This is a genomic window from Methylobacterium mesophilicum (assembly GCF_036441335.1).
In the GTDB taxonomy this organism is placed as follows: Bacteria; Pseudomonadota; Alphaproteobacteria; order Rhizobiales; family Beijerinckiaceae; genus Methylobacterium; species Methylobacterium mesophilicum_B.
In genome coordinates, this window is sequence record NZ_MLBW01000028.1 from 163,685 (window position 1) to 186,972 (window position 23,288).

The following is a 23,288-nucleotide window of genomic DNA, read 5'->3' on the forward strand; positions in this document are numbered from 1 at the left end:
CGGAAGCGCGGGCCCTGTCGGGAATCGCGCCCTGGGCAAATCGCGCAGCTTCCCCCACTCCTGCCCGGGGGACCGGCGCGGGCGGCACGCATGGCCGCGGGCTGCTCGCGCCAGCCTGCGAGCCCTTCCGCCGCAACTGGACGGATGGGCCCGAACGCTTCAGGCTCGAGCCGTCACGCCGAAGCCCGGGCCGGACACGCGCGCGGCCCCGTCGGCGAGCATGGCGACGATGAGGAATGCATGGCGGTCATGAAGGTGTTCGCCGGCCCGCCTGGGACTGGCAAGACGTGGCGCGCGGCGCGCGAGGCGGTGCGGATCCTTCGTCCCGGGATTTCGGACGCCCAGGTGCAGGCGGTTCACCAGGCACTGGTGCGCGAGGGCCGAATCATCTGGGTCACCTTTCATCCCAGCTATTCCTACGAGGACTTCGTCGAGGGCTACCGACCGGTCGAAACCCAGACCGGCAACGTGATCTACAAGGTGGCCGAGGGCCCGTTCCTGCGCGCCTGCAGCGCGGCAAGCTCGGCCGTGAGCCCGAACCGTTTCACGGTAGGTCAGGACCTGGGACCATACCGGGTGACCCACGTCGAGGCGGGTGGGCTCGTGCTCGAGTCGACCGCGGTGCGGCGTCGGGACAGGGTGGCCGGAGTGGACGACCAGCCGCAGCAGGGCTTCGTGGACTTCTGGACGCTGCGCAAGTTCGCGGAGCACGAGCTCTCCGCATCCGACTTCCGCCTGCACGGCGGGAGGAACAATCGGCGGAAGCAGGTGTCGCGCCTGACCGGCCTGCCGACGACCGAGTTCACCAACGCGAGCCGACATGCGGCCGTATACGAGGCGCTGCAGCAGCAAGGCCTGCCGCTCACCTCGACCGACGTCGTTCTTGTCATAGACGAGATAAACCGGGCGGATCTCAGCCGGGTGTTCGGGGAGCTGATCACCCTGCTCGAGGCCGACAAGCGGGAGGGCGCGCCCGAGGAGCGACGCATCCAGCTCAGCTACTCGGGCAGGCCGCTCTCGGTGCCGTCGACACTGTCCATCGTCGGCACGATGAACACGGCCGATCGTTCGCTGTCGCGCATGGATTTGGCCCTGAGGCGGCGCTTCGACTTCGTCCTCGTCACGCCGGACCCGGCCCTCGTCCCGGATTCCTATGGGTCGATCGACGTGCGGGCATGGCTCACGGCACTCAATCGCCGCCTTGCCGCGATCAGCGGGACGGAGAACCTGATCGGCCACGCCGACTTCATGGCGGTCCGGCTGGACGAGCTGAGGTCTGAGGAGAAGCTGCCGCGCGGCGATGCAGGCCGGGTCGCCGCGGTCGCGCATGTGCTCCGCTATCGGACGCTTCCCTTTCTCGACGATGCCCTCAGGGGCGACCGGGCCCTCGTCGGTTTCGTGATGGGACGCGACCTGTTCATCGACGATCCGCTCGATGAGCTGGCTGACGAGCTCCGGGCTCTCGGCCGCCTGGAGCCCGAGCCGGTCGTCATGCCTGCCGGCTGGTGGGATCCGAAGTCCCCCGCCTGGGACGCGGACAGGTTCGCCCGGCTCCATCCGGCGGCGGCATGACCCGGCCGCGATCGCCCGTGCCGATCGTCAGGGCGCGAGAATACGGTCTGGTCGACCTGCCATCGGGATTCGATCGGGTCCGGACTGCCAGCCGGCTTGAGGCGGCCGGTCGGCGCGTGGGCCTCCGCCTGTTCGAGACGCGAGGCTCCTCCCTCTTCGCCACGGGCGTGGTAGGGGTCGTCGATATCGGCAACCTGATCGTCGAGATCCTGCCCAAGACCATTGGGTCAGGCAGCTCATCGGAAGGGGCCGCGTTCCTCTGCGAGCTTCTGCGCTTCCTGGGCACGGCGGGCATGCCGGCCACGGTCCCCGCTTCCATCGCGGATGCGGGCGGCGGCTTCCTCGAACTGATCCTCGACTGGGCCGTCCAGGACGCCGGGCGCAATCTCGCGGCCGGACTCCCGAGGCGGTATGTCGAGGTCGAGGACGTGACGGTGTCCGTCCGGGGCCGTATCGAGCTGGCGCGTCTCGCAAGCCGGCGGCCCGGAAGGGGGCTGGAGGTGACGGTCCGCCATGCCCCGTTGAGGACCGACAACATCGTGTCGCGCACCGTGCGATGGCTGATCGAGGAGATCGGACGGAGGACCCTGAGCCTGCGCACCCGGGCGCGCTGCGCGCGACTCGAGCGGATGCTCGGCGAGGTGGCGTCGGCCCCACCCAGGCGCGAGGCATTGGCCGACATCGTCCTGGGTCCCTTCGAGGAGCGCTGGCGTCCGCTTCTCCTGCTCGCCGCGACCTTGCTGGCGCAGGAGGAGCCCGATCCGACTCGGGCAGGTCGGCTCCCCGCCATCGCCGTTCTCTACCGGCTGCACGGCCTGTTCGAGGCGGCCGTCGGCCGCGTGCTCGCCCGCGGGTTGCGGGAGCTGGCGCTGGTTCCCGGTCGCCCGCGCCAGACCCTGCTCCGGTCCGACCGGGGGGATGCTGTGGCCCTCCACCCCGACTACCGACTGTGCCGGCCCGGGAACGCGGGCATCGTGGTCGTGGGGGACGCCAAGTGGAAGCGGGTCGTCCGCCCGGACGGCCGCGTCGACCTGCGGGAGGAAGACGTCTATCAGCTGACCGCCTACGCCGCGGGCCTGTCGGCGGAGGCCGCGTTCATGGTCTCGCCGCTGGACGACGCGGCGGCGCGGCTGATCGTGCGGCGCTACGAGATCGCCGGGCTGCGCCGCCCCCTTGTCGTCATGGGGGTGCATCTCCCGACCCTGATAGCCGATGCACCGGATGGCGAAACGCTGCGGCGCGAAGTGTGCACCGTGGTGGCCGGTCTGGTGCGACGTGCAGAAGAGGCGGCCACCTAGCCCCGTCGAAGTGCCGAGGCGGCGCGGCCGGCGGCCACGCGCCGGTGCAGCACGACGGCGACCCGTGCGGCGATCGCGTTGCTGATCATCGGCGGAACGGCGTTCCCGATCATCCGGAACGCCTCGGTCAGCGAGACGCCGCCGAAGGCGAACCAGTCGGGGAAGCTCTGGATGCGCGCCGCCTCGCGCACCGACAGCGTTCGCGGTGCCGACGGATGGACGTAGGCGTAGGTGTCCTTGGACATGTGGCTCGTCATGGTCTTGCATGGGCGTGTGGCATCAAGGCGCGCAAGCCAGTCGCCGTGGTTGCTCTCCCGCTTCGAGATGTAGGTGCCCTCTAGGAGATGGTGCGCCGTGCCGAGCCGCGAGCCGATCTGTTCGAGGAGGAGGCGAAGCGGAAGGGCGCCGTCGAGCCTCGACCTCAATTCGAGCAGTGTCCGGCGGTCAGGCAGGGTTGGGCCCGGTCCTGCCGATCCGGCACGCAGGCGCTCGAGCTCGTCTTCGGGCACATCGAGCAGCGCCTCGACGACGCCGTTCAGGAGCCGGCCCGTCTCGGCCAGATCGGCGCGGTAGTCCATCCAGCGCCGCCCTGGGCCCATGAGCGCGAACAGCGCCGCGTCGTCGGAGCGCGGCGCGCGGCAGACGTGCGCATCAACGGCGAGGGGGGGGAGCTTCGTGCCCGGGCGCGGCTGCCTCACCCACCGCGAGAACGCATGGGTGTCGGTGTCGCTCGGATCGAGCGCCTGCTGGATGTCCATCGCGGCACCCGTCTTCCCGTCGCCTCCGGCGATGCCCGGCATCGGCAGGCCGGCAAGCGCCAGCGCGAGCGGCGCTTCCTGGTCGCGCCTCAGCGCCAGGCAGGCGGCTGCCAGGCCGCTGGCGGACTGGCCATTGCGGTCGGTCAGCACGCCCGCCATGAAGTAGCGCTGGCGGGTCTGGGGCACGCCGTGCCGCGACGCGTCCACGATCTCCTGCGCGACCTCGTAGCGGGTCTCGCCGTGTGACGCCCGCTCGATCGCCTCCCTGAGCAGTTCCGTCGCCTTGAAGGCGGCGCCGTCCACGCGGACGACCGAGCGGAAGTGCGCGACGTTCTCGAACAGGAAGACGTCCGGCCTGAGCGCGCTCAGGACCGTGACGTACTGCTCGAACAGCCGATTGCGGGCATCGCCAGCCTCCATGTCGGGATGCGCCTGGATGCGTGCCTCGCGCAGGCTGCGGATCTTCCCGCGGCCGATGCGGCTGAAGCCCTGGCAGGGCGGCCCGCCGACCAGCACCGAAACGCGAGCCCGTTCGTAGAGATTGCGGAGTCCGGCCGCGAAGGGCTGATCGCGGAACAGGCGGTCACGGAGCCACTCTCGCCGGGCTCGCCACTCCGTCCAGACGCTGCGCACCTGCTGCATCACGCGGGTGGCGAGGAAGTCGCTGAAGGCTCCGACACGCCGGGCCGAGGCCGTCAACTGACCACGACCGTCGCCGTCCCGCCGTCCGGCCAGCAGCCCGACCTCCGCGTCCCATTCCGTTTCGGCCTGGGTCAGCCACTCGGGATCGGTTCGCTCTTTGCGCATGGAGGGTTGCGTCGAGCCCCGTTCCGGGGCCGGAGAGCTCCAGATGAGCGGTGGCAGGGTGGCGACCTTGCGCGACGGCCTGGGCAGTCGCAGCGCGTCGTGGAAGCGCATCACCGATGTCTGGTCGACCGCACGCGGGTTGAGCTCCGCAAGGGCGGCGGACCAGTCGGGTGTCGAGCGTATCGCGTTCAGTCGGTCGACATAGGCAGCATCGGTTCTGGCGATCTCGTCGAGGAACAGCGGGAAGGCGCCGTCATCGCACGACCGCAGGCCTGCCAGCAGCTCGGCGTCGTCAAGGACTTCGCCGGCATGCTGGAGGTAGAAGGCCAGGAACTCCGTCGCATTCAGGAACTCGGTGAGGTCGACGACCTTCCCGACCACCCGCTCGCCATGGCCGAGTGCCGCCGCGTTGCGGTTCAGGGTCGCGATGGGCGCGGGCTGGTTGTCGAGCGCCAGCACGGTGCGGAACTGGCGGCCACCTTCCAGCAGGTCGAAGCCGAGGCTCAGTCCACCGCAGCCGGAGAAGATGTCGACCACCAGCCGTGGGCTGGACGGAGGGGGAACGGGCTCATCTTCCGGCAGGCGCAGGTCGGGTTCCTGTCCTGCGACGGGGAGGACGAACACGTTGTCCGCGCGCCGGCGGCCCGCCAGCCATGCACGATACTTCTCCGCGGAGTCACTGCGTACGTGCTCGCCGGCGAGATGATCCTCCAGGGTGGTCCTCCCGACGCCGATCAGCGCGGCCGCGTCCTTGTGCGACAGCCGCTTCGACGCGATCGACGCGCGCACACGCTCCATGAGCGCGTCAGTGTCGATGCGGTCGCGTACCCCACTCGTCATGTCTCAGCCGCTGTTCGCACATCGACGACGCTTTCGTCCCGTTCCTCTTCGGGTTCCCGGGTTAACGAACCGGAACGGCGAACGGGCAGCCGTGCACACTGGCAGTGTGTAGCAAATTCGACTTGTGCCGGCAAGATCACATGGCATGCAGGCAGATCCATTCCTGACGGCGATCGGTGCGCAGATGCGGCGCGCGCGCATCGCACGAGGCTTCAGCCAGGAACAGCTCGCCGAGAGCGCCGGGATCCACCGCAACTATGTGGGCCTGATCGAGCGGGGAGAGCGCAACGTAAAGCTGAGCGTCGTGGTGGACGTCGCCGAGGCCCTCGACATCACGCTGGCGCAGCTGTTCGCGGACGTCCCCCGGCGTGCATCGCTTCCCCGATCGACCGAAAGCGCTCCGCTGGGAAGCGGTGCCGCCTGACGAGGTCCACGCATGGCTCTCCCGTAGCCTGGGTGAAGCACCTCCGATGAACAGCGGCCCCTGCCGCCGCGCAGGCCCGCACGCCGGTCGGCGACGGGCGCCTACCCGACGGGTCGGGATGCCCGCGCGAAATCACGCGTTCCTGACCCGGGTCCAGGCCGACAACCTGCCACTACGTGCCGGAGGATCCTCGATCGCGCCGAAGTGCCTGTTGCGGCGAGCGCGGCTTCGAGGGCGGCGGCCCACCGTATGGCAAGGCCCTGCGGACGAGGTCGGCCTCCGACACTGCGCCGAATGGGGCCGCGAAATCGGACGCCGTCTTGTCAGCGACGAATGGCGAGGCTGCGCCTACGGCTCCCAGCGTGTCTCGGTGGCGAGATACTCCCATATCACGGTCTTCACCGTTACGGCGTCGGACCAATCGATGGCATAGCGATACCGGCCCGGCTCGACAGTGATCCAGCCGCCAGCCATGGACTCTTCGTGGATCAGGTGGACAGTCATGCGGCTGCCAACCTCCGGCCAGACGGCGAGGTCGGCGTCGATGCCAGTGGCCTCGAAAGCTTCGCGCTCCTCGGGGCTGAGCCTCGCCAGCGGATCGAACGCGACATGGTCGGGCTCTTCGAGAAGCGGCTCGCCAATCTCATGGTAGGCGTGGCCCCGGGCATTCTTGACGATGACGCGCCGTACCTTCCCGATGTCCGGGAAGAGAGTGAATGGCTGCAGATCATCGAACAGGAGAAGCTGTCCGTCCGGCCTTTGCCTGAGCGAGCGGACCACATGCCGATTGCTCTTCAGTAGGGTTGCCGCCTCGGGATGCTTCGTCGGATCAGGGTAGAGGCTGCCCGCCATGACCGCATGAAGGACACAGAGGAGATAGTTCTCGTCAGGGGAAAATCCGGAGTTGCAGGAGCGACAGATGACGACCTGCGGCAGGTAGTCCATCTCGCCACCTGCGCCGCGATCATAGTCGGCGCCGCGTTTGCGCAGCGATTTCGTCAACAACGATTTGGTCGGAACATGATCGCGATTGCTCGCGATGTCAGAGATTGCAGTGCCGCAATGGATGCACCAGGCCTTCAGCCTGTCATCGGTGAAATCTTCTATCTCGCGCATCTTTCTGCCCGGTGCCGTTCTCGGCGAGACTGCAGGATGTATGGTTCCGACAGCCATTATGCACGAAAAGCCATGCTCGACCCTGCTGTCCGACGTTGGGCTGCCCTGCGCGGCCTCGCACCACGCACCTGCGGTTACGCGGCAGGGCCTGAGCGATCGCCAATTGGCGTCCAAGACGAGGGAGATCGGTCTACCCGCTGTCACGGCCGATTGCGAATTCGAGGCCTGGGCAAGGACGCACCTGACTGCTCATGGCTTCTTGGGTCGCCAGATTCATGGAACGTCAGGACGGTGCGGCCTAGGGCGTCTCTGCAAAGGGTTCACAGGCCGGCTGTTGGCCCCCATGTGGGCGTGATGCGACGCTTTGAACTGACTGACGCGCAGTGGGAGCAGATTGCCCCGTTGCTGCCTCCGCAGAAGCCGCGCACGGGCCGGCCTGCAGAGGATCACCGCCAAGTCCTCAACGGCATGCTGTGGATCCTGCGCACGGGCGCGCCCTGGGAGGACTTGCCAGCGCGCTATGGCCCTGTCGGCACGGTGTCGAGCAGGTTCTACCGCTGGCGCAAAGCGGGTGTGTTCGACCGCGTGCTGAAGCGCCTGCAAGCGCAAGCGGATGCGCGCGGGGATCTCGACTGGGACCTGCACTTCGTGGACGCCACGGTGGTGCGCGCCCACCAGCACGCCGCCGGGGCACGCCGGTCCGGCGCCGTCGGGGGGTGAGGCCACGGTCGAGGGCGTGGGCGAGGCACTCGGGCGCAGCCAGGGAGGCTTCTCGACCAAGCTGCATCTACGTGCCGAGGGCGTCGGTAAGCCGATCACGGCTGTTCTGACGGCGGGCGAGCGTCACGAGCAGTTCGCGCTGGATGCTCTGATGGACAAGGGGGCAGTGCCCCGCCCGGGGCGAGGCCGACCGCGCCTGCGGCCGCGCCGGACGGCAGGGGATCGGGGCTATTCCAGCCCACCGGCACGTCGCCGCCTCAAGCAACGCCGGATCGAGCCGGTCATCCCAACCCGCAGGGATCAGCCGCGCCAGCCCGACTTCGACGAAGCCGCATACCGCGAGCGCAACAAGGTCGAGCGGCTGATCAGCCGGCTCAAGCAGTACCGCCGTATCGCCACCCGCTACGAGAAGCGGGCCGCCAACTACCTCGCCATGGTCACGCTTGGCATGACCATGCTCTGGCTCAAATGACTTTGCAGAGACGCCCTAGTGGGTCGGATCCGACGCTTGGCACTGGCCGCGAGGGGCTGCTCACGATCCTTCTCGGAAATTCGGCTGGTCCGCTCTCAGGGACCTAACAGTCTATGCACTAAAAGTCCGCAAATTCGAAATGCATGCCATCCTTCGGAGAGCCGAAATGCCCGCCCCAGTAAAATCCGAGGTCATTTGCAGTCTGGACCAGCTCCCTGACAGAACCCCTCGCGGGACATAGACTTGGAGTTGCTTTGAACGGATTATCTTCGACATTGATATCGAAAGCCGATGCAAATGCGTGATTGCTCAACTCACTCACCTGGTCGCTGCGCTTCTCCCCATGGCCTCCCTTGCCGGGTGACTGGCCACGCTTGTAGCGCGGGCTGAACGATCCAGAATAACCGATAATCAGGTGCAGCAGGTCCAGCTCGGACCACCTTTCAAACAGGTTCTGGATGTGCGGTGCAACAATTCTATGGCATGTGATTTTGCCATTGAAACCGGCCGCGAAGATGGGCTGATTGATGTCGACTTCAACAATGTTTTCTTTTCTCCAATCTGAGATGCTTTTGTCGCAACTGCCAAGGATAACGATCTCGTCCTTGTCACTTCGATGCTCCAGAGGTAGCTGCTTGAAAAGAAAGCACCCGAGCCCGTTGTTTCTGTCGCCATTAGTAGGGCTTTTCAAATTTTTGGGGCGGCGGGGGTATGAAGCTGTTCGTTTGTCATCGTAGTAATTATCGGGCCTTACTGTGTATCCCAATTGCTTCGCGGCCGACAAGGTGATCGTATCGAGCTCACCCGAAACTTGCGCGATCCCCTGGGAAACCTGGAAGAATTTGGTGGCGGTCTCGGTCTTCAGGCCGAATTGACCATCGATTCGACCCGCCTGGACGATTCCCTGTCGCCGCAAGAAATACTGCCATCTCTGCACCTCTGCCGCGGTGTTGTTTCCACCGCGCTTCGACAAGAAAGGCATTCCTCTCTCCACGTCTATCAGAATGATCCTGGTCTTTGTTGAAAGTACACAATTTTCACTTTGCTCCAGACTAAGGTTCCAGCCAGATCGGGGAGTTACCAAAGCCGTCAACTTTCGTGACGTTCCGATCGATCTCGACGCCGCCGACCTTGTCACCTGCGACGATACGCTGAACCATGCAGTAGCCACGCTCGGGGATTCCTGGAACTTTGCTTCCTGATTTCCAATAATGTTTCGTTCTCAGCCGCCAATAGAGCTGATCTCCGTTTAATATTGCATTCGCTCCAACATAGATGCCAGGCATGTAGCCTGCTGCGCTGACCACGTCGAACCAGGCGTTACAGTAGGCGATGACCGTTTCCGCGGCGGCATCGTGCCTGACTCCCTCCAAGTCGAGCCAGACGTTGATCCCCGATGGGAACCCAATGGCGCTCGCATGAGAGGCGGCGTTCTCTCCGTTGGTCTTTCCCTTGGACTCGCTGGGCACCCATCCGGCAGCTGCGACGTGCTGCACCGGCATGACGGCAAGCCCAGCGTCCAGCATCAATTGCGCCTCGGCAGCTGTCAAATCACTCGCGGGCGGGGAAGCGTTTCTTGACAAATAACGCAGACCAAATACAAATCCGGCGTTGTGCAGTGCTTTGGCGGTAGTTTGTGTAAGTTTTGCGGAGGCGTCAAAACCATGAACGCCGCCAGCGGATGACTTTACATTACCCTGGAGCATGAGTCGACCCTCCCCGTCATGGCAGGCAGATAAAATATATCGCTTGTCGCTCCATGTCCATATCGGTCCGAATTATGCTGCATGACTCATCATATGCCGTATCAATTCCATGTATCAGGGGTTCCGGCCCGACTTCCGGAAGTGCGGATCATTTGTTCAATCGGTCTCGAAACTCCGAGGCCCGAGGTCCATCCGGACCAATGGGCGCGGACCGTTGCCGAACTGCTCAGTGTCGACCGACCGGCCCTTCCGAGACCGCTCGGGTTTGAACATCTGCCAGTTCGGTCCGTGCCAGGACCGCCCCACCTGCCTGCGCCACGACGCGTACGGCGAGGGCCCTTCCGAGCGTTCATCTCAGAGCCAGACGGAGGTCGGGGCCGCGATCCTGGACGGGATCGCGGACAGGCCCGGTTTCGTCGACGGGGAGGGGAGATTCGCCAACGCGACCGGGACGACCCTCGTGGTTGACGGGGTCGCGAAGGCCGAGGAACGCACCCGGGTCGGCAGCGAGATCGCGAACGTCGTTCGAGGGTTGGGCCGTGTGCCGGGACCAGGGGCCTCGAGAGACCACCTCGCGCGGAGCGAGCCTTGGGCGTACTGAAGCGCCGAAAATTCCGACCTGCCCCACATTCCTCATGCCTGAGTGCGGTTTGGGATCCGAGTATCGGTGGCACGACCTATCCCGGGGCAGCTTTGGTCCATACGGCCCGCACTGATCTGTGTATCTCCGACGCCGCAAAGCCGTTGACAGGTGACGAATATTGACGGCACCCTGCTGATCGCGACTTGAGGTCGGCGACGTGATGCTCGCGGGCGAATCCAAATGGGGATGCGGTCCGGGATGTCGTCTCGCGTGCGGCAGGTGTGCGGATGGTGGGGCCGCCCTCGATTCGCGTGAATGTTGCGCGCGATCGACAAAACGCCAAGAGTATAAAGATCAGATGTCGATGTGGTTTGCAAAGATGAATGCCCCAGGGATCCCGTGATCCGGTTCGCCGGGAAGGGCTGAGCACGGGTCGCAGCTGAGCGATGGTGCCGCCCGTCGTGCTCGCGGTCGTAGTGGGCTGAATCTTGGTCGGGTATCACGCGCGCGCCATGCAGTGCTTCGCGATCTTGTGCGGCCCAAGCGAAGCCTGATCATGAAAGCGCGCCGGACCCGATGCAGCCCCCAGGGATCCCTGTCCCAGCCGGGACGACCGCTCTCACCTGCAGGGTTCCTGGCGGCACCGGGCGGCAGAGAGCTCGGGTCCGGGCTTGCGGCCAGGCAACGGCTTCGAGGCGAGCCGGATGTCTGTCCGCTCGGTGGCGAATGTTCTGGCGCGTCCCGCACGTCGGGAACGGGTGCGGCCGAAGCGTCGATCTTCGGGATCGCAGCCCAAGCGCACCGGAACGGTCACGGCCATGCGGCATCCGGGGCTCGATCGACGTTGGCATCGGGGCGCGCCCGACATCTCGCGACTCCCAACGCGCCTTACGGACCGCCGCCTTGAAAGGAGCCCCCGATGAACGCCAGCGACCGGCCCCTGACGAGGCGCACCAGGCCACGCGGACGCTCGGCATGGGCCGCCTGCGCAGTGCCGCTGGCGATGCTGGGCGCCCCCGCTGCCGCCCATGCGGAAGTTCTGTTGCCCACGGCGAAGCTATCGGTGGATCCCCCGCTTTCCGCAGAGGATGACGAGGCGAACAACGTCAGCGGCGCCGCGTGCTATGTCGCGGACGGCAAGCGCAAGTCCTGCTTTCTCATCGGCGATGAGGTTCGATACGCGCGCCTGTTTTCGATCGACGGGGATACCGTCGTCCCTGGCGATAAGGTGTACATTCTGCCTGAGCGCGATGCACGAGGGGATAAGTTCAAGGAAACCGACGCCGAAGGCGTGGCCTTTGCCGACGGTTTCTATTACCTGGTTGGGTCGCATGGTCTCAACAAGAAGGGAAAGAAGCAGCTTTCCCGATATTTTGTCTATCGCGTCAAGGTCGACGCCGACACCGGACGACCGTCTGACCTCGGCGACGGCAAAAGTGCAAGCAGGGCGGTCGAGCGCAGCGATGCTCTTGAGCGATACATCGCGGCGCATCCGGTTCTCAACGCCCACATCGGTGACATCCCCGGCAAGCAGGGCGTGAATGTCGAGGGGATCGCCGTTCGGGGCAGTGACCTGTTCTTCGGCTTCCGCGGCCCGGTCGAGAAGAAGGCGGTGATCCTGAAGGTGCCAATCAGTGCGGTGTTCGAGGGCGACGTTGCGGCAGCCGAGCCTTGCGACATCGACCTCGGGGGAGAGGCGATCCGTGATCTCGCGGCGGTCGAGGGCGGCCTGCTCGTCCTTACCGGTCCTGAGCCCAGGACCCCTGGCAAGGCGCGCGTCTTCCTCTGGAAGCCGGACGAAACGAGGCTGTTGGCGGATCTCGGCGGCCCGCGCGCGGACGGAGGCCAGCCGGAGGCCCTTCTCGTCATGCGGGAGAGCGCGGCCGGCTACTCGATCGTCATATTCTCGGATGGGCCGACTGGCGGAGACCCGACCTCGTACGACATCAGCAAGTAGGCAGCGTGCGGGCCTGCGGCGAGGGCCGGCAGCAGCGAGTTCTGGGGCGCGGCGGCGCGCGGGCGGCCGACGAAAGGCCGAGGCCGGGAATTGGATGCAGTCTCCCGCGCCCGGTCGCTTTGAGCACAACCCTTGCGCACAGCTATCCGGGATACGTAAATTGCGCGACCCGGGAGGCTAGACGCGAGCATGGACGAATAGCGGCTGCTTGGCGCGCATCGGTTTTCTCTCCCCGCCTGCTGTTCGTCTGTCGCGTCAGCCCGGCGAGTGGTCTCAGCGGCCTGCTTCTGTTCCGGCAGATCGTGCAGGCTGGCAATCTTTGGCACCATTGTGTGAGATCGAAGCCACCCGGTGGTCGTCGAACTTCGGCGCTGTACAATGGTCCTAGACTGGTGCGTCTGCCACGGCGCCCCGTGGAGGTTGCCGCGTGACGAATTCCTCATTGCCTCCCCGTCGCAAGCGACCGATCGGCGACTACGTCCACGACCGGCTGTTCCCCGAGGATCTGGCCAGCCTGCGGGCGTGGATGGCCGAGGCGCAGGATGAGGACGAGCTCTCGGAGGCCTACTGCAACCTGTCGAATGCCGGGCATAGCGTCCCGGGCGAGCCGCCTTTCACGGAAGGCGACCTGCGCATGATGCTCGAGATCCTCGCCTGGGCGCGGCTGGAACCCCAGACGCGCCCCGTGGACTGGGAATGCCTGCTGTCCGGGGCGTTCGGGGGGCGCGCGGACGCCGTCGGGCAGCTCTACGACGAGGCGAGCGCGGCCGTGAAGATCCTGCCGTTCCCCCTCGGCGGTCGGCGCTGACGCCCCCGCCGCCCCCCGTGGGCTGCGCTCGCCCAGTGACAGCGCAGCCGAACGGGTGAACACGATCCGCCCCCTGCCGGCGGCCGCGCGAACCGTGCCGCCGCCCCACGTCGCGCCCGCTCAGCCGGCGCCCATCGCGATCAGGAACAGCAGCTGTTCCAGCGACGCGCGGGCCTCCCTGGTCTCACCCGACAGGTCAACCGAGAACCACCGACCCGGATTCGCGAACGTCCGGCACGACCTGGCCGAGCGACCGGTGGTCTCTGCGCCGTCATGCACTCCACGCTCGACTCGCACGATGATCCGGCTCGTCGGCTCGCCCGTCGTCGGCCACAGCAGCTGCCACGCGCTGCAGCCGGCGCCCTGATCCAGCGTTTCGCGGACGAAGGGGCTGTCGGACGGCAGAACGTCCGTAAACTCGGGCACGGGGACGGCCAGGCGCACGGGCAGATCCTCCTCGCCGTCGAAGCTGCCGACGACGACGTGTCGCCCTCCGGGGCCCGGGATCTGCCCGTTCGGCCAGAGCCGGCCGATCAAGGCCCAACCCTCCTTCGTGGGCAGGATCTCGCCGCCGAACTTGCCCGGATCCAGAATGGCCAGGCCCTCCAGCTCCTCGCGCGCGGCCTCCTCAGCGTCCAATCCAAGGCCGAGCGTCTGAAAGGCGAAGGGGTCGGAGCAGATGGTCCTCGCCGCGCTCGCGTAGGCCATCTGCAGGATGAGGACCGCCCCCTGAGAGAGATTATCGCGCTCCATCCTCATGCTCATCGATTTATAGCCCCGTCGCAAAAATATGTCCCTGCTTATGCGCATCCGATAATCCAACCTTATATTGCCATTGCCGAATGGGTTTGGTTGATAGACCTCGGATGCAGCATGGATAGAGACTATCAGCTTCAAGATATTCGTGAAGACAATCGGAGAGAGAATCGTTCCCGCGGGCATGTCGGCGGCACTTAGGGGGGGCGAAGCGAGGAAAAGCGGCCAGAGAAGGCCCGCCGTCGGCCCTGGCGGGTGCTGTTCGGGCGAATTGCCCTTGCTTCCGAGATTTCGCCGGATGCCGCCAAAACGGCCGTTCCCGGGCCTTCACGCCCCTGGTTCACGAAAGCGTGAGTGGGCACGGCGCCCCCTCTCTTGGAGAGGCGAACCCCACGTCTGGACCGCCCTTTCAGGAGGAGCGCCAAGGTTCCCGCTACAAATTCAGGGCAGAGTCGCGCGACGCTTGTCGCAATCGCCGTCGGGGCGGCCCCCCCAAAAACAACGAGCGCCCCCGGCGCACCGGTACGCATGCGATGCCGTGGCCCAGGATGCTCGCGGCGAGATGCTATCGCCGCGTTGCTTTCTCAGCAGGAATATCGACGCCGATGTGGACCGGTCGCGCCGTAACGTGATGGCCTCGATGGGTCTGCGTGCGTGGTCGCCTCGCGAACGCAGTGGTCGGCATCTTCCCCGACTAGGCTGCCATCACCCGCCTCGTCGGCGCGATCCTGTTGGAGCAGAACGACGAATGGGCCGCCCAGCGCTTGCGCTACATGTTCCTGGAAAGCATCGCCCCCATCGGCGATGATCCCCGCGTCGGTCTGTCCGCCTTGGCAGCCTGATCGTCCCGGCCCGAGCGGGTGATCGTGGTGGCTCCCAGCGAGCTGCGCCACACCCAGGGGCACAACCTGCCTCAACGGCGCACCGACGCCTGGCGACGATTGATCCATGTCGCGCCATCACAGATCCAACGCTGCCCGCAACGCGTCGCAGAAAGTGCTGGAAAAACCGGAAGTCTTCCTCTATAATGGCCACATCAATACAAATTCTGTACCTTTCGGTGTGCCCGTGATCTTGTCGCGGGAAGCGGATCCGTTGCGTCCCTCGAAGAATGCCTTGATCCGGTTCTCCCCGATCCAGGCGAGCGCGTGATTGCCACTGGGACGATGGCGGGGCTGGCAGTTATCTGCGTTGTCTCGCCGGCCCAGGTAGTCCGGGTGCGGGGCCCACACCCGCGCGACGTGGGCTGCCTGGATCAAGAACCGCGAGGCCGGCACGTCGTCGCCGAGGATGTGGCAGGTTCGCGGACGGTACCCTCCACCTTGATCGCGAGGCGACGGCCGTCGCTACGGCGGCTTGCCGCGGTGCAGATTGATACGCATCGTCGACGGGAGGCGCCTGGGCTTCGCGGTCCCGTTGCGCCGGGTGCCGTCCCGGCCCGGCCCTCGGACCAGTCCGTCCGGGCCGGAGCCTGAATGTTCCCAATCGTCGGGCAACGACGGCAAGATGCCCGTAGATGCAGCCACTCGCCGAGCCTGCCGGCGAGTGGGACCCCGGTTCTGAGCCGGCAGCCTTTCCTGCCGCTTTCCGCCGCGCAGCGCCGGATCAAGCGGTCCTCTCTCCTGCCGCTCGGTGGCTCCCCTGCGACGCAAAGGGGCCTGACGCGCCGCAGGGTCGGCCAACGGCGGCACCAAAGGACGGTGTTCGACGCGAGGGATCCGGGCGCCTGGAGGCGGCTTTCGGTCCAATCCCGTCGCGTCCGCTCCTTGCCGCCGCACGACCTCGCTGCAGCAAGCGCATCGCCAACATGGTCGGGCCGCCGGGTTGCGATCGCGAGATGACCTTCCACGGGTCCCTTGCTCTGCCGGATGCCCCTTCTGTTCCGCGCCGGTGAACCTGGCGCGCGGGTCCGGCGACGCCTGGCGCCTGTTTGCGACCTGCGCATCGCTGGCGCGCTCCCTTTCAGGAACGCGGCCAATGACGGAATGGCCGTTTGGCGATCGCCTCGGCCCTCAAGATCACCAACTGGGAGTTGGCCAATGAAGCGGTTCGACCGGATCAACCCGAAGCTTGAGCCGGCCGCAGATCCCTTGCGGTCGCCCGTGGATCCTCTGCAGGCGCGGGTGAGAGCGAGGCGCCCGCGCGGGGGCCGGTTCGGGCGTGGCGTCATGCGGCCGTTCAGCGACGCGACCTCGATCCTCGGCGGCGCGATCCCGGACGCGAGCGCCGTGTCGGTCGCGATCTTGGCGCTGGGGCAGATGCTCGCCGAGGCGGACGTGGCTCGCGCACGGACCTTCGTCCGCCGAGACGAGGGCTGAGGTCGTCGCGGCGCCCGGCGTCGCATATCTCGTGATGCCCACCCTTGACCCGATCGCTTCGGCCTCTCAAACACGCAATTAATTGCGTGTTTACGCGCGGCGTGTATTCCTTTCCAGGTCGGGCCCCGGGGCGAAACCGGGGCTGGGACGCTTCCGGCGCGAGTCGATCAGGAGGGCCGATCATGGACAAGATCAACGAGGCGGGACGCGCGGAAGAGATCAGCCTCACTTCCTCGGAGGATCGGGCGGACGAGCACTATCAGGTAGCCGACCACGGGATCGAAGACCTGCTCGACGGGCTCTTGGTGAAGCGCCTCCCGATTTTGAGGTCGCAGCCGAAGACTCCCACTGCCCTGCGCTTCGCCATATATGCTCGTTATTCGAGCGACCAGCAGGATTACGACAGCATCAAGCGCCAGGTCAGGCGCTGCCGAAAGTACCTCGGTGACCTCGGAGTCACGAAGATGGTCGAATTCATCGACGAGGGTCGCACCGCCACCAATGCTGCGGGGCGCGAGAAGCTGCAGGAACTGCTTGGCAGGCTCGACGAATTCGACGCCATCTGCTTCGAGCATTTCAGCCGGTGGTCGAGGGAAACCTACGATGCCGTTCACATCTGCGAGATCCTGGAAAAGAAGGGGATCGCGGCGCATTCCGCGCTCACCGGCCAGAGCCTCGATAAGGATGCGCTCGTCCGGGGCGTGCTGGACGCGGAGCGCGACATGAAGGCCCGCCGCGCCTGGACGTCGGGGGGCATCGACGAACTGGTCTACGCCGGCGGCAATCCTCGCGGCAAGTCCTACGGATTTCAGCCTACGGGCGTGCCGGGGTTCCCGGCAGTGGACCCGGTGCAGTCCGAGGCCGTGGTCCTCGTCACGACCCTGGCCGCCGCCGGCGTATCGGACAGGAAGATCGCCGTTCGCCTGATCGAGGAGGGGTACCTGACCCCGAGCGGGACGTTGGGGTGGTCGGGTAGCGCCGTCCGCCGGGTTCGTCGGCAGATCTTCAACACCGGTCGCGTCCGCCATCGCCTCACGTACGTCGAGACCAACCGTGAGACTCTGGAGAAGAAGTACCTCCGGCGCGAACCCGAGGCGGTCGTAAAGGGGAGGAACCCAAAGCTCCGCCTCGTCTCGGACGAGCTGTTCTTCCAGGCCAACAACAAGGTACGCCGTGGCAGCAAGCCGCTCCCGGTCGGCGAGGACAGAGCCAAGCTCTACGAGTCGACGCTCGTCGACTTGGCAACCTGCGACTGCCCCGGTGTCAAGGACCAGCGCTACTACAACGGTCGTTCGCGGGCACAGCCCGTCCTGTCGTGCAGCCTGGCGATCAACAAGGACGCCTGCGTCCATGCCCGCCACAGCGTGGATTACACCCACGTCGAGCGCGAGGTGGTCAGGGCGGTCCGCGAGCGGCTGCAGCGGTACGATGGGGAGGCCATCTTCGCCCAGTCCTACGAAGAGCGCCTGCGGCGGGCGGTACAGAGCCACGAGGCTCGCAGGATCCGCCTCCGCGAGGAGCTGGAGGCGGCGGAGCGTGTGGCCGACGCGTACATGAGGCACGCCTTCCGCAACGAGGCGCTGAACGAACGCGCCGAGCGCCAGATGGTGGACCAGCAGGCCACGGTGGACGCGCTGCGCAAGCAGCTCTCCGGGATGCGCGACCTAGCCTCGGCGCTGGGGAACATGCCTGGCCGGCTCGCGAGTCTCGGCCGCGCCCTCGACGGGCTCGAGGGCCGCCTTCCCTTCGAGATCCGCAGCCCGGCCGACCAGTTGTTCGTCGACGCGTTCCGGAAGCTGGTGCCGCAGGTGCGGCTGGAGCGGCACGCGCTACCCTACGGTGCGCTAAGGCTGCGCATCGAGATGCACCCCGAGGCCGCGTTTTTCGACAACCCGGAGGATGTCGGGGCGCCGCAGCCGGAGATCATCGTGGTCGACACCGTGCTCCAGATGAAGCGCGACTACTCCCATAATCGGCCGGCGCAGGAGCGTTCCGAGGATCGGGCCCGCTCGGGAATGCACGCCCTGACGGACCAGCAGTGGCAGCTCATCGCGGACCTCGTCCCGCCGCTGCCTGCGACGGAACACGGCCGGCCGCCCCTCTCGGAACGGACCGTGGTCGATGCCATCGTCTTCAGGCTGCGGGAAGGTATCCCGTTGCGCATGCCTCCCAAGGTCTTCGGTGACCGGCGGATGGTCTTTAACGCGATGCAGCGTTTCATCTATGCCGGTGTCCCGGAGATGCTCCTCCGCGAGATCGGCGCGCGGGATCCGGCCTGGGCGGTGGGCCTGGACTTGGACGCGCTCAGCGGGGCCCGGCGGACCCCGCGGCTGGCCGCGGGCGAAAGCGCCCACGTGCCTCCGCCTGTGGTGGCGCGCCGCCTCCGCCACGAGGGAGCCGTGACGCTGGACGGCGATCGCTGGGAAAGCGTGAAGGCCCTGGTCCCGGAAGACTTGGTGAGCCCGAGGAACGCCGAGGATTGCGACCTGACCCCCAGGCAGTTCTGCGAGGCGATGCTCATCAAGGCGCGGACCGGAGCATCGTGGACGGCGATCGCCGAAATCCTCGGTGCGGGCTCGTCCCCGGAGGCGTCCCGGGCCCTGAGATCGGTCGCCGGCCGGGCGCTCTATACCGGGTTGTGGGACCGCATCGTCGCCGTCTGGACGGACCGGCATCCGGGGTTGCTGCACGGGGCCGACATGGCGCCGCTGGAATCGCTCAAGGCGGCGGAGCTCCACAGGCTGGAAAGCATGAGGCGCAACAGCAAGGCGGCATACGCGGCCCGCCGGCGTGCCGCTTCGGACGGGCCGTCCCCGGAAGTGTGCGCGTCCGAGGCTTGAGTTCCGGCGTTTCCGTAGCCGGAGTTCCATGGCCTTCCGCTTCGAACGGGATGAGAGCGTCCATCGAAGCGCATCCGCTTTGGCCCGAAGCTCCGCTGCGAACGTTGGGGTTGATCCCTGTCCTACCTCGAGCCCCGTCGTGCACGCCGCGACTTGTGCCCGGCTTTCGGGTCGAAGGACTTCAGCCCTATCCTGATCGCCGAGGCAGCCACTCGAAAGAGAAGCGCCTGATCGAATCCAAGCGCAATGCCGGTGCGAAGCCAGGAAGCCGGCGTGCCGTTCGTGCTCATCCACGATCTTCAGGCCCCGGAGGCCAAGCAGGGGGACGCCGTACAGCGGCGGACCAAGGCGCCGTCCGCGCGGCTGATCCCACGTACCGCCGTATTCGGTCCCGCAAACGCCGCATGCTCAGGCATGGCCGAAAGCAAGGTGGCGCCAGCCGCTTTGGCGGCCGGCCATCGCCTAGGAAGTCGAACGACGCTCGATCTCGAGGGCGTCATGGTCACGGCAGGCGCCGCGACTTGGCGGATTAGCCTCCACACACGCCTGACAACCGGGTGTCGGTCGAAACGTTCGTTGATCTCACGGCGTCCGATCGCGCATCCGGCATGACAGGTTGCGCAAGGCATGTAGGTGCGCGCCTGGCCGGCAGCGCCTTCGCGCGCGGTCCGGACGATCGCGCGAAGCTTCGCGCCGCGCGATTGGGACTTCGGCCTGTCCTAGACGCCCGCGCGATGTTCGAGCGGGGACGCCGCGGTGGTGGTCCGGGCATCACCGCCGGGTCCCGAGGCGCCGCGTCTTCGCAAGGGCAGCCGCTAGCCGCGCTTTCACGGCGTCTGAATGTCCCTCCAGACGATCGCGATGATGCGCCCGAGGATCTCGTCTTCGGGGTCGACGGAGCCTTGGCCCGGCGAAGGCGACACCCGGGAGCCACGGCGGATGACGAGCGGCCCGCGCGCGGCCCGGTTCCGAACGCTTCGATCGATCAGGACGTGATCGCCCGCGCGCGGAGCCATGCCATCGGGACCGTCGTCCGTGATGACCGCGACCGCGAGATCGCCGTCCGGGACGCCCGATGACGCTGCCTGGCCGCGGGGTACCGGCCAGGGTGTCGCCGCGGCTCCGAAAGTCGCCGCCCACAGCACGGCCTCGGCGGGCCCAGACTCGCCCCTCGTCGATCCGGAAGCCGCTTGGTTGGATGCCGAAGGCGACGAGCGTAACTCATCCAGGGCGCCTGGGTCGGCACGCCGCGTTGGGTCCGGGGACGGCATCCGGCGGTTCCACGTGAGCATTCGGCACATGGACCAGGCCGTCTCCGGCCATTCGTCCGTCGTCGGCAAGCCGGAGGGCACCGCCTCGCCAAGTAGCCACGCCGGGGTGACGCCGTAGGCTCGGCCGTACAGTTCCGCCGCTCCTGCCGTGAACCGGTTCTGGCCGCTCTCGTGCGCCACGTAGGTCGTCGGCTTCCAACCGAAATGCCTCACCGCGTCGACCTTCGTGGCAAAACCCGCCATCTGCCGAGCCATGACCAGCCTCTCGCAGGAAGACGATCGCTCCCCCGCACCGGCGAGGTCAGCCAGCTCGCGCGGGATGTCGGCGATCGGAGCCGACGCAATGATGCGCAGCCTTTCCGACTTCCGCCTCGCGCGCTGGTCGACTCCCGGAGGTTCCGAAGGCAGTCTCCCATCGTTAAGCCAAGGCAGGGGGACGTCGAACGCCCTGGCATAAACATCCGCATCTGCCCTGGAAATGACTCGCGTGGCGTGCTCGTGCGCCACGTAGGTCCCGACACGCCACCCGAACGTTTCCGCCGCCCGCTTCGCTGATTTAAACCCGGCGCCGACGCGGGCGCGTCTGAGGCGCTCACCCAACGAGGTATCGCCGTACCGCCTTGTTCGGCCTTGGGGCATGCGTTGCCCAGCCCTTTCCTTCGTACGCTCGCTCCCCCTTAATGGATTTCTCGCCCTGACCGTAGCCTGACTCGGTCCGGCGCTCCTCACCGAACGTCGCCATCGTTTGCCAGCCACCTTCGTGCATCGCGCGATCCGCACCGAAGCGGTTCTGCTCTCTCCGTCCGAGCCGGATCGTTTCTTATGATGAGGTCGATCATGCCGCCTGGCTGTTAGGTGAACCGAAGCCGGCCTCGCCTGCGACGTGGCGCACCCGACTTGCCGGGTCGGGATCTACTCCATCACACCGACGTGTTCTCACGCGATCCGCAGCCATAGGGTGCGCGAGACGGGGCTTGGTCATGCAATTTCGGAAAGCTCCAGGGAAAGCAATTGCGCACCCCGGATCGAAGCCGAAGGTTCATCACATGCCGATGGAAACTCCCGCGATCGAGCGGGCGTTCGGCGTGGTGGATGCCTCGGATGGCGTCGAGCGGATCGAATGGCCTCCTCGTGACGGGCGATGTGCCGGCGCAGCAGCGGTCACCGACACGATGCGAACTTCGTTCGGGGCTACGAGCGTGATGCGGCTGGCTGCGTGGTCACCGTTCGCGCGACCCTCCCAGAACGGTCATAAGGGTTCTATTGCAATGCATTCAGCACAGGCGCCCCTTTGCTCTCTTGATTATGATAGAGAGAGCAAAGGGGCGCCTGTGCTGAACCCTGATATATATAAACGTGCTTCGCGACTGGCGGTGATAGCCTCGGTACGAGCTTTGTGGGACACGACCTGATGCAGCCTTTCCAGGTCACGATGCCGGCAGCCGGGATTGCGTGCCTGCAATTTGCGGCTCAACCGAGGTCTCGCGGCTTGAACCCCGTGTCGTCCGGCTCGGATTCGTCCTCCTTGGACGGGGGGGCGGGGTCCTCAAAATTGTGAAGGTGATCTTCGTGGCGGGAAGGGAGCGTAAGCTGCCGGGGAGCTTCCTGGCCTTGCTCATCAGGGCACCACGGCCCGTTAATCGCCTCTCACGATCCCGAGGGTGTAGGCCTGCGCCGCCGGGAACACGCCGATGCGGATGCACTCGATCCCAGCGCGAGACGCTCGCCGCAGATGCGAGCGGCGAGCTTTCCGACACGAGCACGGAAGCCCGTGGCAGACCTCGCACCGGTGCCAACTGACCACTTGGCGACGCCGTGCGCCTCCAGGCATGTCAAATTTGCCTCCCTCTCAGATCGGTTGGCGCGATCCCGGTCGGTCGAGCTGCCCCACTGCGGCGAGCTTCGGACCTTGTACCTGGGCGCAGGCCGCCGGCCCAGCCGCGATCCGTTGCGCTCCTGTCCCGATGACGCCAGCCAGCATGACAGCTTACTGTCGGCTTCGGACCATTGGTGATTGGTGCCCGGTACGGTCACATGCTCCGCAGCCGCCCGCACGGGAGGAGCAGCGAATCTTCCGCCGGCAGCGCCGACGCCAGCCTGCCGCTCAGCTGGCACCCTTGGCGATCAGGAACAGCAACTCGGCGAGGTCGCGGCGCCCTTCCCTGGGCCGCTCGGCTTTATCGGCAGAAACCCAAGTAGTGGAGACGGGACGCCGCCCTCGGGCCGCGCTTTGCGGTTGCCGCCCCACGCCGAAGGGTCGGTCACGACGCCCAGACGAATGAGTAAACGGTCCTCCGGCTTGCCTGTCGAAGGGTAGAGCAGCTCCCCAGCGACACACTGACAGCCGGCGGCGCCACCTTGCGCATGAACAGGCTGCTTGCCGGAATGCGGGAGGCCAGATCGGTGACTGGCACCGCTAGGCGAATGGGAAACTCGTGTTCGCCATCAAAATGACCCATGAGCAAGCGTTCCGAGACCGCGTCCGGAAGCTGGTCACGCTTCCAGGCCATGGTGGCTGGCAATCCAGGCGGTGAAGACGCAGGTCGCCAAAAGGTCGATCGCGTACCGAGATCGCCCCATCCGGCACCGCGCCATCAATCCTCGACGCAGACAGCCTGCTGTCGTGCTGTCAGCAGATGTAACGAAGCTATGAGGTCGCTCGGCCAGCGTCGCGACGTCCCGCCGACATTCCCGATGGCGAGCGGCGCGGCCGATCCCCGTGCAGCGCGTGCGCCGAGCATGTGGCGCCCTGCTGCCCGGCAGCCTCCGCCATTGGATGAGGTCGGGCAAACGACCGCTCGCCGTCGTGGCAGGAGCGCGGATGCCCGATCCATCATCACGACCCCGGTCCGCGACCGCTCGGGACCGTGGCATCAGGCAGGGGCGTGCGAGCGCAGTCGGCCGGCGTGTCGTCGTCGCCGAGCACGATGTCGTCCCTGAGTGCGGGCCTCGACCGCGTGCCGTCATCGCTCCGCCGGCCCGTATGAGGATCTCCGGCCGCCGGCCGACGCTCGCACACCTCGAGGCCAGGCCGGGCCCGCA

General features: G+C 66.5%; 15 protein-coding genes and 1 pseudogene. 10 read left to right on the forward strand and 6 right to left on the reverse strand.

Translation table 11 applies throughout. From position 1 onward, the window contains the following. Positions 1–240: 240 nt before the first annotated feature. Together MMR14E_RS18935 and MMR14E_RS18940 are read left to right on the forward strand one after the other, a co-directional pair. Positions 241–1,572: an McrB family protein gene (locus tag MMR14E_RS18935; RefSeq protein ID WP_331316381.1), complete on the forward strand. Its 1,332-nt coding sequence runs from the start codon at positions 241–243 to the stop codon at positions 1,570–1,572. A gap of 17 nt (positions 1,573–1,589) precedes the next feature. Then, a complete protein-coding gene (locus MMR14E_RS18940) occupies positions 1,590–2,870 on the forward strand; it encodes a 5-methylcytosine restriction system specificity protein McrC (RefSeq protein ID WP_331316382.1) in 1,281 nt (426 codons plus the stop codon). On the opposite strand, the gene MMR14E_RS18945 is transcribed toward MMR14E_RS18940, so the two are convergent. After that, a complete protein-coding gene (locus MMR14E_RS18945; protein ID WP_331316383.1) occupies positions 2,867–5,275 on the reverse strand; it encodes a DNA cytosine methyltransferase in 2,409 nt (802 codons plus the stop codon). The genes MMR14E_RS18940 and MMR14E_RS18945 overlap by 4 nt on opposite strands. A gap of 145 nt (positions 5,276–5,420) precedes the next feature. Between MMR14E_RS18945 and MMR14E_RS18950 the strand changes: the two genes are divergently transcribed. Beyond that, the gene (locus MMR14E_RS18950; protein WP_331316385.1) at positions 5,421–5,699 is read left to right on the forward strand and encodes a helix-turn-helix transcriptional regulator; all 279 of its coding nucleotides are present in this window, start codon (positions 5,421–5,423) and stop codon (positions 5,697–5,699) included. A 348-nt stretch (positions 5,700–6,047) separates the two neighbouring features. Here the strand turns inward: MMR14E_RS18950 and MMR14E_RS18955 are convergent, their stop codons facing one another. After that, positions 6,048–6,815 carry a hypothetical protein gene (locus MMR14E_RS18955; protein ID WP_331316387.1) on the reverse strand — a complete coding sequence of 256 codons (768 nt, stop codon included), beginning with the start codon at positions 6,813–6,815 and terminating at the stop codon, positions 6,048–6,050. A 354-nt stretch (positions 6,816–7,169) separates the two neighbouring features. On the opposite strand from MMR14E_RS18955, the gene MMR14E_RS18960 reads away from it, so the two are divergent. Next, a protein-coding gene (locus MMR14E_RS18960) for an IS5 family transposase (RefSeq protein ID WP_331316388.1) occupies positions 7,170–8,007 on the forward strand; the annotation gives its coding sequence in 2 pieces (ribosomal slippage) (positions 7,170–7,526 and positions 7,528–8,007; 837 coding nt in all). A gap of 118 nt (positions 8,008–8,125) precedes the next feature. On the opposite strand, the gene MMR14E_RS18965 is transcribed toward MMR14E_RS18960, so the two are convergent. Then, positions 8,126–8,989 carry a M15 family metallopeptidase gene (locus MMR14E_RS18965; protein WP_331316389.1) on the reverse strand — a complete coding sequence of 288 codons (864 nt, stop codon included), beginning with the start codon at positions 8,987–8,989 and terminating at the stop codon, positions 8,126–8,128. 70 nt (positions 8,990–9,059) lie between these two features. Beyond that, on the reverse strand, positions 9,060–9,713 hold the full coding sequence (locus MMR14E_RS18970; protein ID WP_331316390.1) for a DUF1906 domain-containing protein: 654 nt from the start codon (positions 9,711–9,713) through the stop codon (positions 9,060–9,062). A gap of 1,502 nt (positions 9,714–11,215) precedes the next feature. Between MMR14E_RS18970 and MMR14E_RS18975 the strand changes: the two genes are divergently transcribed. Next, positions 11,216–12,253 carry a DUF3616 domain-containing protein gene (locus MMR14E_RS18975; RefSeq protein ID WP_331316391.1) on the forward strand — a complete coding sequence of 346 codons (1,038 nt, stop codon included), beginning with the start codon at positions 11,216–11,218 and terminating at the stop codon, positions 12,251–12,253. Between the two features lie 427 nt (positions 12,254–12,680). Then, positions 12,681–13,061, forward strand: a complete 381-nt coding sequence (locus tag MMR14E_RS18980; RefSeq protein WP_331316392.1) for a hypothetical protein — start codon at positions 12,681–12,683, stop codon at positions 13,059–13,061. Positions 13,062–13,181: 120 nt separating this feature from the next. On the opposite strand, the gene MMR14E_RS18985 is transcribed toward MMR14E_RS18980, so the two are convergent. Beyond that, positions 13,182–13,814, reverse strand: coding sequence for a hypothetical protein (locus tag MMR14E_RS18985; protein WP_331316393.1), 633 nt, complete (start codon positions 13,812–13,814; stop codon positions 13,182–13,184). Between the two features lie 677 nt (positions 13,815–14,491). On the opposite strand from MMR14E_RS18985, the pseudogene MMR14E_RS18990 reads away from it, so the two are divergent. The 4 genes and pseudogenes from MMR14E_RS18990 to MMR14E_RS19005 all read left to right on the forward strand — a co-directional run. Then, positions 14,492–14,659 (forward strand): annotated as a pseudogene (locus tag MMR14E_RS18990) (IS256 family transposase); the annotation flags it as partial. A 106-nt stretch (positions 14,660–14,765) separates the two neighbouring features. Beyond that, complete coding sequence (locus MMR14E_RS18995; protein WP_331316396.1) at positions 14,766–14,969, forward strand: hypothetical protein; 204 nt, start codon at positions 14,766–14,768, stop codon at positions 14,967–14,969. A 1,016-nt stretch (positions 14,970–15,985) separates the two neighbouring features. Further along, complete coding sequence (locus MMR14E_RS19000; RefSeq protein ID WP_331316397.1) at positions 15,986–16,135, forward strand: hypothetical protein; 150 nt, start codon at positions 15,986–15,988, stop codon at positions 16,133–16,135. Positions 16,136–16,317: 182 nt separating this feature from the next. Then, positions 16,318–18,975 carry a transposase gene (locus tag MMR14E_RS19005; RefSeq protein WP_331316398.1) on the forward strand — a complete coding sequence of 886 codons (2,658 nt, stop codon included), beginning with the start codon at positions 16,318–16,320 and terminating at the stop codon, positions 18,973–18,975. A gap of 827 nt (positions 18,976–19,802) precedes the next feature. Here the strand turns inward: MMR14E_RS19005 and MMR14E_RS19010 are convergent. Next, positions 19,803–20,501: a hypothetical protein gene (locus tag MMR14E_RS19010; RefSeq protein ID WP_331316400.1), complete on the reverse strand. Its 699-nt coding sequence runs from the start codon at positions 20,499–20,501 to the stop codon at positions 19,803–19,805. Positions 20,502–23,288 lie beyond the last annotated feature (2,787 nt).